The sequence below is a fragment of the Nocardiopsis sp. YSL2 genome (genome assembly GCF_030555055.1).
GTDB lineage: Bacteria > Actinomycetota > Actinomycetes > Streptosporangiales > Streptosporangiaceae > Nocardiopsis.
The window spans coordinates 1,826,673-1,840,486 of sequence record NZ_JAMOAO010000001.1 but is presented as its reverse complement, the minus strand read 5'-3'; the positions used below and the strand labels follow the sequence as shown (position 1 = coordinate 1,840,486).

Genomic DNA, 13,814 nt, shown 5'->3' with positions numbered 1-13,814 from the left:
CGACGACCGTGCTGGGACACTACTTCACCCGACTCGCATCGGCACCGTTATGCGCGGGTGCGTGTTCTCGGGTGATGATCGGGAGACACCGATCAGGACGTCCCGGGGAAACCGGGGGCGACGACCGACAAGAAAGGCGCACGCGATGGACGGCGCAACCACGACACGGTGGGTGGTCGTGGGGGTGGACGGCACCGAGTCCAGTCGCCACGCGTTGGAGTGGGCGGCCAACCAGGCCGCGCAACGCGGCCTCGGAGTCCGCATCGTGACGGCGGCGGGGCCGCTGGCGGGCGTGGGCGCGTTCACCGGGCTCGGCGACGCCGAACCCGTGCCCCCGGACGACACCGACACCAGCGGTGCGTCCCTCCTGCTCGACTACGCCGGCGACTGGGTCGCCCGTCTGTTCCCCGAACTGGAGGTCCAGACCCGGTTGTCCTACGCGCGGCCGGTCGACGCCCTGCTGGCCGAGGCCTCCGCCGAGGGGTGCGCGGCGGTGGTGGTCGGCTCGCGCGGACTGGGCGGGATCGTCGCCGCGTTCGTGGGTTCGGTGGGCATCGAACTGGCCGCCCGCGCCCCGGTGCCGGTGGTCGTGCTGCCCCGCGAGCACGCCTCGGCCCACGGGGTGCGGGGACGGGTGATCGTGGGGACCGACGGATCCGAGCCCAGCCGGCGGGCGGTCGACGTCGCGTTCCGCCACGCGGAGTTCGCGCGGACCGAACTCGTGGCGGTGAGCGCCTGGCAGCCGCTGGTGGCCTTCGCCGCGGCGACCGGCCCCATCCCGCCCGAGCTCTTCGACGACGCCACCGCCGCCGAGGCCGCGCGCCAGTCGCTGGAGGAGGAGATCGCCGAGCCGCGGCTGCGCCACCCCGGGGTGACCGTGAGCACCCGGGTGGTGCGCGCGCACCCGGTGGTCGCCCTGTTGGAGGAGGCCACGCCCGCCGACCTCATCGTCGTGGGCTCCCGGGGGCGCGGCGGCTTCCGCGGCCTGCTGCTGGGCTCGGTCAGCCACTCCGTCCTGCACGGAGCCAGGGGCCCGGTCGCCATCGTGCGCTGACCCCGGCGGACGGTCCGCTTCGTCGGGCTCCGCCGGGCGGGTGCCGCGTGCGAGTCGGGGACCAGTCCAAGGGCGGCGGGCCCCGACCGGGGCGGGAGCTCTCCCGCTACGAGGGTTGGCGCACGCGCAGGGCCAGGGCCGGGCACATCCGCACGGCCAGCTCGGCGTCGCCGGCCAGCGGCTCGGGCACCGGGACGTCCGGCTCCTCCGGGTAGCCGTTGCGGTCCAGCCGGACCAGCTCCGGCAGGAGTTCCGCGCACAGCCCGTGCCCGTCGCAGCGCGACCAGTCCAGCAGCAGCCGGGCGTGCCGGTGGTCCGGTTCGTCGGTCAGCGGCAGCTCGCCCACGACCGGGCGCCCGCACCCCCCGGTGAGGGCGTGGGTGGACATGTCCTCGGCGAACACCGCCAGCGCGCTGCGCGCGAAGACCGCGCTGCCGTCCGGGTGCGCGCACGCGCCCTTGCCCTCACCGACCCCCGCGGCGGTGAGCACGGCCTCCGGGGCGCCCTCGCCGCCGATCAGAGCGGTGAACGACTCGGCGAGGGCGGGCAGGCCGCGCAGGCACGGACCGCACTGGCCGGCGCTCTCGTCGGCCAGATAGCGCAGGACGCGGGCGACCTCGCCCAGCGGGCAGGTCGTCCGGGACAGCGGCAGGACGATGCCCGCGCCCAGGGTCCCCCCGACGTCGGCCATCTCCCGGCGCGACAGGTGCGCGCGGGCCACGACGTCGGGAGCCAGCCAGGCGCCGTGGTAGCCGCCGACGAGCACCGCCTGGCCCGGGGAGACCCCGCACACGTGCAGGACCCGCGTCAGCGGGGTACCGGCGGGTGCCTCCACGACCGTGGATCCGCCGACCGTGAGCAGGACCGTCCCGGGTTGGTCGGCCGTGCCCACCGCCGCGTACTGGTCGGCCCCGCCCAGGGCCAGCAGTGCCACGTGGGCGTAGGTCTCGGCGTTGGACAGCAGCGTCGGCAGGCCCGCGACCCCGCTCTCGCTCGTGCGCCGAGGGTTGCCGGGCGGCACCGGCGCCCTGCCGTTGATGCCCTGTACGAGCGCGCCGGCCTGTCCGGACACGAACCGGTGGGGCATCCGCACCACCCGGAAGCCGATGGTGGACCGGCGCTCGGCCACCGCCGCGCGCAGCGACTCCTGGAGTGGGTCGTCGGTGCCGCGGCCGGCCCGGTCGGCGATCCCCACCACCACCTCGCGCGCCCCGAGGGCGCGGGCCGCCAGTTCGGCGCCGTCGAGCACCAGGTGGGGCACGCGTTCCACCAGCATCGCGTCCTTGGCGCTACCGGGTTCGCCCTCGGCGGCGTTGACCACCACCCGGGCGGGGGTCTGGCGGTGGTGCGCCGAGCGCTGCACGGCGCGGAGCTTGCGGGCGAAGGGGAACCCGGCGCCGCCGCGGCCGCGCAGGCCGCCGAGCCCGGCGAGTGCGATGAGGTCGTCGGCGGCCAGCCGCGGCAGGCCGCCGTGCAGGCGCACGTGGGTGTCGTGGTCGACGCGTTCGTGTGCGTCCAGCCCCGCGGTCAGGCGGGGCCGGCCGATGGTGACGGTGGTCATGGGCGTCCTCCCGGGCGCATGGACGACCAGAACTCCAGTTCGTCGTCGGTGGAGCCGTGCGGGGAGAGCAGCTCGGAGTCGGCGCGCGGGGCCTCCTGGTCGACGAACTCGGGACGCGAGGTCACCACCAGGCGCAGCACCAGGGCGGCGCACACGGCCACCAGGCACAGCATGTAGGCGACGACGACCCACACGGGCGCAGCGCGTCCGGCGGTCAGACCGTGCACGAGGGCCAGCGGCCAGCACAGGTAGGCGGCCAGGTGTGTGGCGCGCCAGGTCCACGCGTGGGCGGCGCCGGCGAACCGGCCCCGCAGCACACCGGTGACGACGATGACCAGAAGCAGGTCGCTGGCGAGGATTCCACACACCACGGCCGCGTCGGCACCGAACGGAAGCAATGCGTTACCGACGTTCAAGCGGGTGAAGGAGATCTGGAGCGCGACGTGGGAAAAGAGGAATCCGACGGAAATCAGAGCGACGGACCGGTGGGACGATTGGTGGATTATGCGCTGGCGCGGAGTGGTGAAGACGCGGTCAGTGGCGATAATGCCAAGAACTGTTGTCACGGTGAGGCCGACCAGCGCGAGCACGCCGGAATAGGTCCACAGTGCGTCCTGGGCGGCGCGCATCACGGTGCGGCTCCCCGGCACGGTCAGGGCCAGGAGGGTATTCGCTGCCACTGCTCCCACCAGCAGTGATATCCACATCCACGAGTGTGTGCGGCGCGGTGCGCGGTTGCCGGCCGGGCGCCTCCGGGCGTTGCGGGTGAGGGAGTTCCGGCCGGGTCCCCGGCGTTTTCCGAACATGCTGTCCACCCCTCGTCAAACGCCGGGCGGTACGGTTCCGCGCGGCGCTGCGAAATTGGTAGGAGGTTTACGACTGGGGATCGTAGCGGCCGAAGATAGCACCGTTCGGGCGCCCTCGTCAGGTGTTCGGGGCGAATCCTGTGGACGGGCTGTGGTGTCAAGGCCTCGGTGGGATTTTTTTCTGGATCGAATCCCCAGTTCAGCGGTGCCGTCCGGTTCCGAGTTCCAGTTCTCGGCATCAGTGAATCCACCGAAAGGTCCATACTGGCCAATCTCCGAGCGATCACGTTCGGATAAATTCCAGCGGCAACATCACTGATGGGAGAGGTCTGTGAACACTGAGGCGAAGAGCGCCGCGGCGCTCGGCCTGGCCACGTTCCTCCTGGTCACCGGTTGTTCCACCGACGACCCGACCCCCGACCCCGCCGGCGTCGCCGACCCCGAGGAACCTCCAGCCGACGACGGGGCATCCGCAGGTCCAGGGGAGGAGGCGGCCGGGGAGGGCGGCGCCGCCCTGGGCTCGGTCGCGGACGACCGCTTCGGCGACGTCCTCACCGACGGTGACGGCAACGTCCTCTACCTCTTCACCGACGACGGCCCCGGCACGTCCACGTGCTTCGACGGGTGTGCCGAGACCTGGCCGCCCCTGCGCGCCGAGGCCGCGGACGCCCCCGTCGGCGCGCAGGGCGCGGCCACCGCTGACCTCGTCGGCACCATCGAGCGCGACGACGGCGCGCCGCAGCTGACCTACGCCGAATGGCCCCTGTACACCTACGCCGGAGACGCCGCCCCCGGTGACGTCAACGGTCAGGGCGTGGGCGGGGCCTGGTACGTCGTCAGTCCCGCCGGGCAGATGATCACCGCCGCCCAGGAGGGCGCCGGCGAGCCCGGGCAGGCCGGCGCCGGCGGTTCCGACGGCTCCGGCGGCGGCTACGGCGACGGTGGCGCGTACGGCGGCGACGACCGGTCGACGCCGGCCGCACGCGTGACGACCCCGGGCGCCCCCGCTCCGTCCGGGAGCTGATCGCGATGGTTCTCCGGAGCACCCCCCGCCAGGACGAGGGGGCCGACCGCACCGACACCGGGTCCGGTACCGCCGTCCGACGGCTGCGCCGGCGCTCACCCCGCTCGGTCGAACTGGTCGGCGTCGCCGGCTTCCTGGTCGTGGCCGCGCTGACCGTCTTCATGATCGCGCCCAACGGCTCCACGAGCGTGTCGGGCGTGTTCTGGAACGACTGGGTGAGCACCGAGTTCGGTCCCCTCGGGCCGGCCGACGTGGACGCGCTGATCAAGGTGCGCCAGGCCGGGCTGTGGGAGATCCCGGTCGGCCAGCAGGCCCAGGACCGGGCGCAGCTGGACCGGGTCCGCGAGGTCGGCGCGACCCTGGCCGAGGACCACATCCTCATGGACGAGCAGCTGCGCGGCGTCGCCGCCCAGCTCGACGTGCGGCTGCCGAGCACGCCCAACCCCGACCAGCAGCGCTGGATGGACGAGCTGTCCGGGCTGTCCGGGGCGGAGTTCGACCGGGTCTTCGCCAACCGGCTGCGCTTCGCGCACGGCGAGGTCATCGCGGTCCTGGCCGAGGTCCGGGCCGGCACCCGGAACGAGCTGGTCAGGTCCTTCTGCCAGCACGGCATGCTCATGGTGCTCAGGCACATCACACTGCTGGAGAGCACCGGCCTGGTCGAGTACGAGGACCTGCCCGAGCCCCGCCCGCCGGAGCGGCGCCCGCAGAACTGAGCCCGGTCGGCCCGGACCACACCCCCACCCCCCACAGGGGCACCGGAGGGGAGCCCGGCGTCCCCGTCCCCCGACGTACCCGGCCCCCTCCGGTGCCCCGCCCCCCGCACGCCTCCGCCGCCCCCTCCCGCGGGCGGCCGAGACCCTCGGGAGACCAGGCCCCGGCGGGCCCGGTCCCCTCCTCCGCGCACGCCCCGTCCGGGGCACCGCGCGTTCCACCCCGCCGACGGGCGGCGCGACCGCTGCCGCCCGTCCGAACAACCGAGGAGCACGAGACAGATGGACGAACGACCACGGCCTCCGGGCCGGTTCCGGGAGAACGGCCGCGCACGTGTCATGGTCGGGGCCGCGGCCGCACTGCTGCTGGCCGCGGCGGGGGCGTCGGTGGTCCTCGCCGACGCCGGCCCCTCCGACGAGGGACAGCTGGTGGGCTTCGGCCACTGGTACCCGTCCGGCGGTGGCGAGGGCGCCGACCGCCGACCCGATACCGGTGGCCACGGCAAGCCCGGTGACCCCGGCGGACCCGGCGATCCGGGCGGCGACGGGGACCCGGGCGACGGTGGAAACCCGCCCGGCGGCCCCCGGCCCGAGGACTTCGCCGACATCGGGCAGGCCCCGCCGCGCGAGGACGGGCCCGCACCCGGCCGCGACGCCTCCACCGGCAGCTTCACGATCGACTGCGGTACCAACGAGAACGGCCTGTTCAACTCCGAGAACATCATCGTGGCCCCCGGTGTGCCCAACGGCGCCCAGCACACCCACGACTACGTGGGCAACCAGGACGTCGGCCGGTTCACCGACGACGTCGGCACCAACAACCGGATCCTCGCCAAGGGGGACACCACCTGCGCGGACGGGGACCGGTCCATGCACTACTGGCCGGTGCTGCGCGACCTCACCGCCGAGGGAGGGGACGCCGACCAGCCGGGCGGCGGCCTGGACGGCAACGTCGGCCGGATCCTGACCGCGTCGTCGGCGACCATCGAGTTCCTCGGACACGGCCAGGGGCCGGTGACCGCGATGCCGGAGTTCCTCCAGATCATCACCGGCAACGCCAAGGCGGGCACGCAGGAGGGCGCCAACGCGAACGCCCAGTGGACCTGCACGGGATTCGAGGACCGGGCGTTCCCCGACCGCTACCCGCTCTGCCCCGAGGGCAGCGAGGTCGTGCGCGTCTTCGACTTCCCGAACTGCTGGGACGGGCGCAACATCGAGAGCGAGGACAACCGTTCGCACATCGTCTTCGCCGAGGAGGACGGCCGCTGTCCGCAGGGCTTCACGGCCGTGCCGCGACTGCGCCAGACCCTGGTCTACGACGTGCCCGACGGCCCGGCCTTCGCCGTCGACGGGTTCCCCGAGGAGCGGCACGCCCCGATCACCGACCACTCCGACCACATCAACGTCATGCCGCGTGAACTGATGAACGAGGTGGTCGACTGCGTGAACAGCGGTCGGGACTGCTGACCGGCCCTCCCTTCCGGCCGGGCCCCGGTCCGTCCACCCGTACCTGCGTGAACGCGTGGACGCGGTGGCGGGGCCCGACGGAAAGGTCTAGTCATGGCCTCCGGCGGTCGGTGTCTGTCGTGTGACGAACAGCACCGGCCGTTGGTGCTGGTGGGGCACCTGGCCGTGGTGCAGGGGAAACCCGTGATGAGCAGTGCGTCGGTCCGTGCGGAGGATGTCGGATCCGGCACGGTCCCGGATCGGTGGATTCCCTTGCTGTGCAGGGGAATCCGGGGTCTGTGCGGCATTGATATAGACCATTGGCCTATACCAATTGGTCACCGCTGGTCGTCGTCGTTCATGATGCGAGAGATCTCGACTTTCGTAAGAGGAGCGGCTGTGACTGACGTGGGTATCGATGTGGGCGTAGCGCCGACCAGCCATGAGGAACTGATCTCCTGGGTTCGCGAGGTCGCGGAGCTCACACAGCCCGACGAGGTCGTGTGGTGCGACGGCTCGGACGAGGAGTGGACGCGCCTGACCGACCAGCTGGTCGCGCAGGGCACCTTCACCCGGCTCAACCCGGAGAAACGGCCCAACAGCTTCTACTGCACGTCCGACCCGAGCGATGTCGCCCGTGTCGAGGACCGCACCTACATCTGCTCCGAGCGGGAGGTGGACGCGGGCCCGACCAACAACTGGATCGCCCCCGACGAGATGCGCGCCACCTTCGGCGAGGTCTTCAAGGGCGCGATGCGCGGCCGCACCATGTACGTCGTCCCGTTCTGCATGGGACCGCTCGGGGGCGACATCTCCCAGCTCGGTGTCGAGATCACCGACTCCGCCTACGTCGCCGTGTCCATGCGCATCATGGCCCGCATGGGCGCGCCCGCGCTGCGCCTGATCGAGGAGCGCGGCGAGTTCGTCCGCGCCGTCCACTCCGTGGGCGCCCCGCTGGAGCCCGGCCAGCAGGACGTGCCCTGGCCGTGCAACTCCACCAAGTACATCTCGCACTTCCCCGAGACGCGCGAGATCTGGTCCTACGGCTCCGGCTACGGCGGCAACGCGCTCCTCGGCAAGAAGTGCTACGCGCTGCGCATCGCCTCGGTGATGGCCCGCGACGAGGGCTGGCTCGCCGAGCACATGCTGATCCTCAAGGTCACCTCGCCCGAGGGCGCCTCGCACTACGTCGCGGCGGCCTTCCCGAGCGCCTGCGGCAAGACCAACCTGGCCATGCTCCAGCCGACCATCCCCGGGTGGAAGGTCGAGACGGTCGGCGACGACATCGCGTGGATGCGCTTCGACTCCGAGGGCCAGCTGCGCGCGATCAACCCCGAGGCCGGCTTCTTCGGCGTCGCGCCCGGCACCGGCGCCAAGACCAACGCCAACGCCATCGAGACGCTGTGGGGCAACAGCATCTTCACCAACGTCGCCCTGACCGACGACGGCGACGTGTGGTGGGAGGGTCTCACCGAGGAGCCCCCCGCGCACCTGACCGACTGGAAGGGCCGCTCCTGGACGCCGGACTCCCCGGAGCCCGCCGCCCACCCGAACTCGCGGTTCACCACCCCGGCCGGCCAGGCGCCCACCATCGCCGACGAGTGGGAGGACCCGGCGGGCGTGCCCATCTCGGCCATCCTCTTCGGCGGGCGCCGCGCCACCGCCGTCCCGCTGGTCACCGAATCCCTGAGCTGGCAGCACGGCGTCTACCTGGGTGCCAACGTCTCCTCCGAGAAGACCGCCGCCGCCGAGGGCACCGTCGGCGAGCTGCGCCGCGACCCGTTCGCCATGCTGCCCTTCTGCGGCTACAACATGGGCGACTACTTCGCCCACTGGGTGCGGATCGGCCAGCAGGCCGACCAGGCCAAGCTGCCGAAGATCTTCTACGTCAACTGGTTCAAGAAGGACGCCGACGGCCGCTTCGTGTGGCCCGGCTTCGGTGAGAACAGCCGCGTCATCAAGTGGATCGTGGAGCGCCTGGAGGGGCGGGCCGACGCGGTCCCCACCCCGATCGGCAACGTCCCGGCCGCCGACGCGATCGACACCGAGGGCCTGGACCTGTCCACCCGGGAGCTGGAGTTCCTCCTGGAGGTCGACCGCGACATCTGGAAGCAGGAGGCCGCCCTGGTCCCGGAGTTCTTCAAGACCTTCGGCGACCAGCTGCCCAGTGAGCTCTGGGACGAGTACCACGCCCTGCTGGACCGTCTCGGCCAGTAGGACATCCCTGGCCGGTCCCCCCTTTCCGTGCAACGGACCGGCCGAAGGGGCGCGGGCACATGTGCCCGCGCCCCCGACGCGTGTGTACGGAACCGCTCAGGCGGCGGCCGGGGTGCGGGAGCCCAGGCGGGCGAACACCACGTGGGCGGCCGCTCCGACCAGGGCACCCAGGAGCCAGGCGTAGCCGGACAGGCCGGAGAGCGCGGGCACCCACACGGTCGCCACGGAGAACACCGAGGCCAGCACGAACGCCGACAGGGCGCGCATGTTCCAGCCGCGGGTGTAGTGGTAGGCGCCGGTCGGCGAGGTCGAGTAGAGGTCGCTGACCACCATGCGACGACGCCGGATCAGGTAGTAGTCGGCGACGATGATCCCGTAGAGCGGGGCCAGGACCGCGCCCAGGGTGTCGACGAAGGCCGCGATCCCGATCTGTTCGATGAAGCCGACCCACAGGCCGCCGATGACGAACGCCACCGCGGCGGTGATCAGTCCCCCGGTGCGCGCACTGATCTTCGACGGCGCCAGGTTGGCCAGGCCGTAGGCGGGCGGGACGAAGTTGGCCACCACGTTGATGCCGACCGTGGCCACGAAGAAGGTCAGCGAGGCGACCACGGTGAGCCAGATGTTGTCCACCCGCTCCACGATGTCGGCCGGGTTGGTCAGCGCCTCACCATGCAGCACCGCGGTCCCGGCGGTGATGAACAGCGCCAGGAACGAGAACAGCGCCAGGCTCACCGGGAGCCCCAGGAGGTTGCCCCGGCGCATCGCCTTCTCGGTGCGCACGAACCGTGAGAAGTCGCCGTAGTTGATGACCACGGCCGCGAAGTAGGCCACCATCGTGCCGACGATCGCCGAGAACGCCGCCACGGGGCCGCCCTCGTAGTCGCCGCCGCCGGCGAACACCTGGCCGATCTCGGAGAACAGGCCGTTGCCGGCCTGGGCCCAGATGACCGCCAGCAGCACGATCATGACGATGTACACGGCCGGTCCGGCCCAGTTGAGGAAGTTGCCGATCCAGGCGATGCCGCGGATGAACAGCGCGACCTGGAACGCCGCGACGATGGTGTACGACACCCACCCGACCAGGGACATGCCCAGGAACGTGGTCTCCGGCCCGGGGCCGAACAGGGCGGTGATCAGCAGCGCGATCGCGGTCGAGGCCAGGTAGGTCTGCGCCCCGAACCAGAAGATCGCCACCACGCCCCGGACCAGGGTGGGGAACTGGGAACCGTGCACGCCCAGACTCGCGCGGGCCATCACCGCGAACGGGATGCCGTACCGCACGCTCGGTCGGCCGACGAGGTTGACCAGCACCATGACGATCAGCCCGGAGAGCACGATCGCCGCGAACACCGACCACCCGTTCAGCCCGTAGGAGATGAACAGCGTGGCGGCCAGCGTGTAGCCGAACAGGCTCTGGATGTCGTTGGACCAGACGTTGAAGATCTCGAAGGCGCCCCACCCCCGCTTCGACACGGGCAGGGGAGCGAGGTCATCGTTGTACAGGCCCGGGTCCGGGTCGTGGACGTCGAGGGACTCGGCGGGCAGTGGCTCCCGCGCGGTGGTGGTGTCGGGTTTCATGGTCGTGCTCCAGTGGAGGGTAGGGGCCGGTGGCGCGGGGACGGGTGTCCGCGCGGCGGGTGGAGGGGGTCAGATGTCCTCGCGCCCGGTGGCGCGGTCGGCCAGCCGGTCGGTCGGCACGAGGTCGAATCCGCCGGTGTCGGGGTCGTGCACCCAGCTGCGCCCGGTGCTGGTGGCCAGGAAGTCGTCCGGCCCCGACGGGGAGAGCTCCGCCTGCGGGAAGCGCGGCAGGATCCACACCCGCATGAGCACGAGGTAGACCGTGAAGGCGATCGGGAAGCCGATGACGTAGGCGTAGTCGAGGGCGAACAGGGCGGCGACGGAGGCGGTGCCCCAGGCGATCAGTGCCGCCGGGTTGACGCCCCGGACGTAGCGGTACTGGCCGTCGGAGCGGAACAGGTGCGGCACGTTGAGGCGGCGCCGGCGGATGAGGTGGAAGTCGGCGATCATGATCCCGGCGATCGCCGCGATGAAGCCGCCGTAGTAGCTGAGGAACGTGAAGAGGTTGTCCAGCAGCAGCCACGGCATGACGGCGGTGGCGACCACGCCGGCCATGACCACTCCGTACCGGTAGGACAGCCACGGGGCCAGGGCGTTGACGAAGTTCAGCGCCGCCGGCACGACGTTGGCCGCGGTGTTGGTCGACCACTGGGCCAGCACGATCATCACCAGCAGGATGCCGAGCACGAAGCCCGTGCTCTCGCCCTGGATGACGTCGATGGGGTTCCAGTTCCCGGTGACGATGACCGAGACCGCGCCGATGAACGCGATCCACATCTGCATCACCGGCAGCACCACGAACTGCGCGATGAGGATGTTGCGGTTGCGGCGCAGGAAGCGGCGCTCGCCGGAGGGCGTGGCCACGAACCGGGTGATGTTGGGGATGTCGACGGAGACCGGCGCCCACACCGCCATGTTGACGATGAACAGTGCCGCGAGCGAGGTGTCGCCGCTGCCCGCGAACGTCCAGATGTTGGCTCCCTCCAGCTCGGCGATGCCGTCGAGCGTGAAGTACATCCACAGGGAGATGGCCAGGATGCAGGGCGCGGCGACGGCGGCCAGGCGCTCGATCGCCTTGATGCCCAGGGCCACGTTGATCACCTGGACCACCAGGAACACCGCGTACCACAGCGGCCACGAGCTGAACCCGGTCCAGTACTCCACGAGCCCGTTGATGGCCAGCGCGCCCAGGTAGGTCTGGATGCCGAACCAGCAGGCGGCGACGATCCCGCGCGAGACGGAGGGCAGGTGGGTGCCGATGGTGCCGAACGGCGCGCGCAGGTAGACGGCGAAGGACAGGCCGTGCTCGGTGCCGATGTCGGCGGTGAGGGTCATGACGATCGCGAGCGTCATCGTGGCCGTGAGGACGATGGCCATGACCACGGGCAGGGTCACACCGCCCTCGACACCGTTGGCGCCGTACTGGAAGGTCACGATGACCACGGCCAGCCCGACCCAGATCCAGATGAAGCCCCACAGCCCGATGGGGCGCTGGGTCAGCCAGGTGGGCAGGATCGACTCTTCGAGGAGGTGGTCGGCCGGGCGGTCGGCCGATCGCGGAGGAACGGACGGTTGTTCCATGGGGGGATGACTCCTTCGCTCTGCTCAGGGCAGTTCGAGCGCGGCGCCCAGGCGGGGCGGGGGCGCGGACGCTGGGACGGCGGCCGTGGACGCGGTCGGCACGGCTCGGGTGTGCAGGGGCCAGCCGGTCACGGCCTTGGGACGGGGCCGGGCGTAGGTGCGGATCTTGCTCGTGGACAGGCCCAGGCGCACGAGGGACTCGGCCAGGGGGACCGCCGCGGTGACACCGTCGATGACGGGGACGTCGGTGGCGGCGCGGACGGCCTCGTCCAGTCCGGCCATGCCGGCGCATCCCAGGCAGACGACCTCGGCGCCGTCCTCCTCGACGGCGGCGCGGGCCTGCGCGGCGACGGCGGCTGTGGCGGCCGCGCGGTCGCGCTCGATGTCCAGGACGCCCAGGCCGCTGGAGCGGACGGAGGCGCAGCGGCCGTCGAGGCGGGCCAGGGCCAGCCGGTCCAGGATCTGCGGGACGGTGCGGTCGAGGCTGGTCACCACGGAGTAGCGGCGCCCGACGAGGCAGGCCAGGTGCGCGGCGGCCTCGGTGATGTCGATGACGGGGACGTCGCAGAGTTCCTGGAGCCCTTCGCGGCCGTGTTCGCCGAACCCCGCCTGGACGACGGCGTCATAGGGTTCGTCGAAGGAGACGACGCGGTCCATCACGGCGACGGCGGACAGGTAGCTCTCGAAGTTGCCCTCCACGGACTCCGGGCCGAAGAAGGGGGTGAGCGGCACGATCTCGGTGCCGGGCGCGGCCACCGACCGTGCCTGGCCGGCGATCACCTCGGTGACGGAGTCGGTGGTGTTGACGTTCACCAGCAGGATGCGCATCCTCGTCCTTCCGCACTGCGGGGCTTGGTCCGTGGCGCTCGCGCGGGTGCGCGCGGCGGCCCTGTCCGGGGAGTTCTGTGTCGTGGATCACTCCTTGGGAACACCGTAGGCTTGTGAAGCTATAACTTCAACATCCCTAAAGCAATCACTTCACGGGCTCGCTACGTAGACTTAACACCGCTATGACGAGCCCCTCTGCAGACCCTCCCGGCACCGACCACGACGAGCAGCGGATCGGCGGTCGCATCCGCGCCCTGCGCAACGCGCGCGGACTCTCCCTGCGCGCGCTCGCCGACAGGCTGGACATCAGCGCCAGCGCGCTGTCCCAGATCGAACGCGGCAAGATGCGCCCGTCGGTGACGCGCCTGTACCAGATCATGTCCGAGCTGGGCGAACCCATGTCCGCGGTCTTCGAAGGCGAGGAGGAGGCGTCGCCCGACGGGGACGGCCCCGGATGGAACGGGCCGCCGGTGGCGGAGGGGGCTCCGGAGGCGCCTCCCTCGCGGGTGCTGTCCGACCACGTGGCGGTCACCCGGGCCGACGACGCGGCCGTGCTGGAACTCCACCACGGGGTGCGCTACCGGCGGCTCACGCCGGAGCAGGTCCCCGGCATGAGCTACTTCGAGTCGACCTACCCGCCGGGTGCCTTCTCCAGCCAGAACGCGGAGTACGTGCGCCACAGCGGCCACGAGGTCGGCCTGGTGGTGAGCGGCGAGCTGGTGGTGGACACCGGGTTCGACACCCACCGGCTCGGTCCGGGCGACACCATCTCCTACCCCTCGACCACGCCGCACCGCATCTCCAACCAGTCCGACGTCCCCGCGGTCGCGATCTGGCTCAACCTGCCCTGATCCGGGGCGGCGGTTCCGCTGCCCGATCCGGCTTGTGCGATGGCGATGCCAGCTTGCTGCAAGGTTTCAGAAAAGTCGTGGAAACTCTTGCAGAAGTGAGCGGGGTCTCATTAGCGTGCCGGTGAACACCCCGTGCTCACCTGAGAGGACCG

The 13,814-nt window shown here is 71.6% G+C and carries 11 protein-coding genes; 6 read left to right on the top strand and 5 right to left on the bottom strand.

Annotated features, from left to right (window positions below):
- The first annotated feature begins 145 nt into the window (after positions 1-145).
- A complete protein-coding gene (locus tag M1P99_RS07925; protein WP_304452005.1) occupies positions 146-1,054 on the top strand; it encodes a universal stress protein in 909 nt (302 codons plus the stop codon).
- 106 nt (positions 1,055-1,160) lie between these two features.
- Here the strand turns inward: M1P99_RS07925 and M1P99_RS07920 are convergent, their stop codons facing one another.
- Both M1P99_RS07920 and M1P99_RS07915 read right to left on the bottom strand, forming a co-directional pair.
- Positions 1,161-2,615: an NADH-quinone oxidoreductase subunit NuoF family protein gene (locus tag M1P99_RS07920; RefSeq protein ID WP_304452004.1), complete on the bottom strand. Its 1,455-nt coding sequence runs from the start codon at positions 2,613-2,615 to the stop codon at positions 1,161-1,163.
- On the bottom strand, positions 2,612-3,295 hold the full coding sequence (locus M1P99_RS07915) for a hypothetical protein (protein ID WP_304452003.1): 684 nt from the start codon (positions 3,293-3,295) through the stop codon (positions 2,612-2,614). The genes M1P99_RS07920 and M1P99_RS07915 overlap by 4 nt, the downstream gene beginning before the upstream one ends.
- 457 nt (positions 3,296-3,752) lie before the next feature.
- On the opposite strand from M1P99_RS07915, the gene M1P99_RS07910 reads away from it, so the two are divergent.
- The 4 genes from M1P99_RS07910 to M1P99_RS07895 all read left to right on the top strand — a co-directional run bounded on the left by M1P99_RS07910 (position 3,753) and on the right by M1P99_RS07895 (position 8,821).
- Complete coding sequence (locus M1P99_RS07910) at positions 3,753-4,445, top strand: hypothetical protein (RefSeq protein ID WP_304452002.1); 693 nt, start codon at positions 3,753-3,755, stop codon at positions 4,443-4,445.
- 5 nt (positions 4,446-4,450) lie between these two features.
- On the top strand, positions 4,451-5,161 hold the full coding sequence (locus M1P99_RS07905) for a DUF4142 domain-containing protein (protein WP_304452001.1): 711 nt from the start codon (positions 4,451-4,453) through the stop codon (positions 5,159-5,161).
- A 279-nt stretch (positions 5,162-5,440) separates the two neighbouring features.
- The gene (locus M1P99_RS07900; RefSeq protein WP_304452000.1) at positions 5,441-6,625 is read left to right on the top strand and encodes a DUF1996 domain-containing protein; all 1,185 of its coding nucleotides are present in this window, start codon (positions 5,441-5,443) and stop codon (positions 6,623-6,625) included.
- Positions 6,626-7,012: 387 nt separating this feature from the next.
- Complete coding sequence (locus M1P99_RS07895; RefSeq protein WP_304455625.1) at positions 7,013-8,821, top strand: phosphoenolpyruvate carboxykinase (GTP); 1,809 nt, start codon at positions 7,013-7,015, stop codon at positions 8,819-8,821.
- Between the two features lie 96 nt (positions 8,822-8,917).
- Here M1P99_RS07895 and M1P99_RS07890 read toward each other — a convergent pair whose 3' ends face one another.
- The 3 genes from M1P99_RS07890 to M1P99_RS07880 all read right to left on the bottom strand — a co-directional run bounded on the left by M1P99_RS07890 (position 8,918) and on the right by M1P99_RS07880 (position 12,811).
- The gene (locus M1P99_RS07890) at positions 8,918-10,402 is read right to left on the bottom strand and encodes an NCS1 family nucleobase:cation symporter-1 (protein ID WP_304451999.1); all 1,485 of its coding nucleotides are present in this window, start codon (positions 10,400-10,402) and stop codon (positions 8,918-8,920) included.
- 69 nt (positions 10,403-10,471) lie between these two features.
- A complete protein-coding gene (locus M1P99_RS07885; protein WP_304451998.1) occupies positions 10,472-11,983 on the bottom strand; it encodes an NCS1 family transporter in 1,512 nt (503 codons plus the stop codon).
- Between the two features lie 24 nt (positions 11,984-12,007).
- On the bottom strand, positions 12,008-12,811 hold the full coding sequence (locus tag M1P99_RS07880; RefSeq protein ID WP_304451997.1) for an aspartate/glutamate racemase family protein: 804 nt from the start codon (positions 12,809-12,811) through the stop codon (positions 12,008-12,010).
- A 182-nt stretch (positions 12,812-12,993) separates the two neighbouring features.
- Between M1P99_RS07880 and M1P99_RS07875 the strand changes: the two genes are divergently transcribed.
- Complete coding sequence (locus M1P99_RS07875; protein ID WP_304451996.1) at positions 12,994-13,662, top strand: helix-turn-helix domain-containing protein; 669 nt, start codon at positions 12,994-12,996, stop codon at positions 13,660-13,662.
- Positions 13,663-13,814 lie beyond the last annotated feature (152 nt).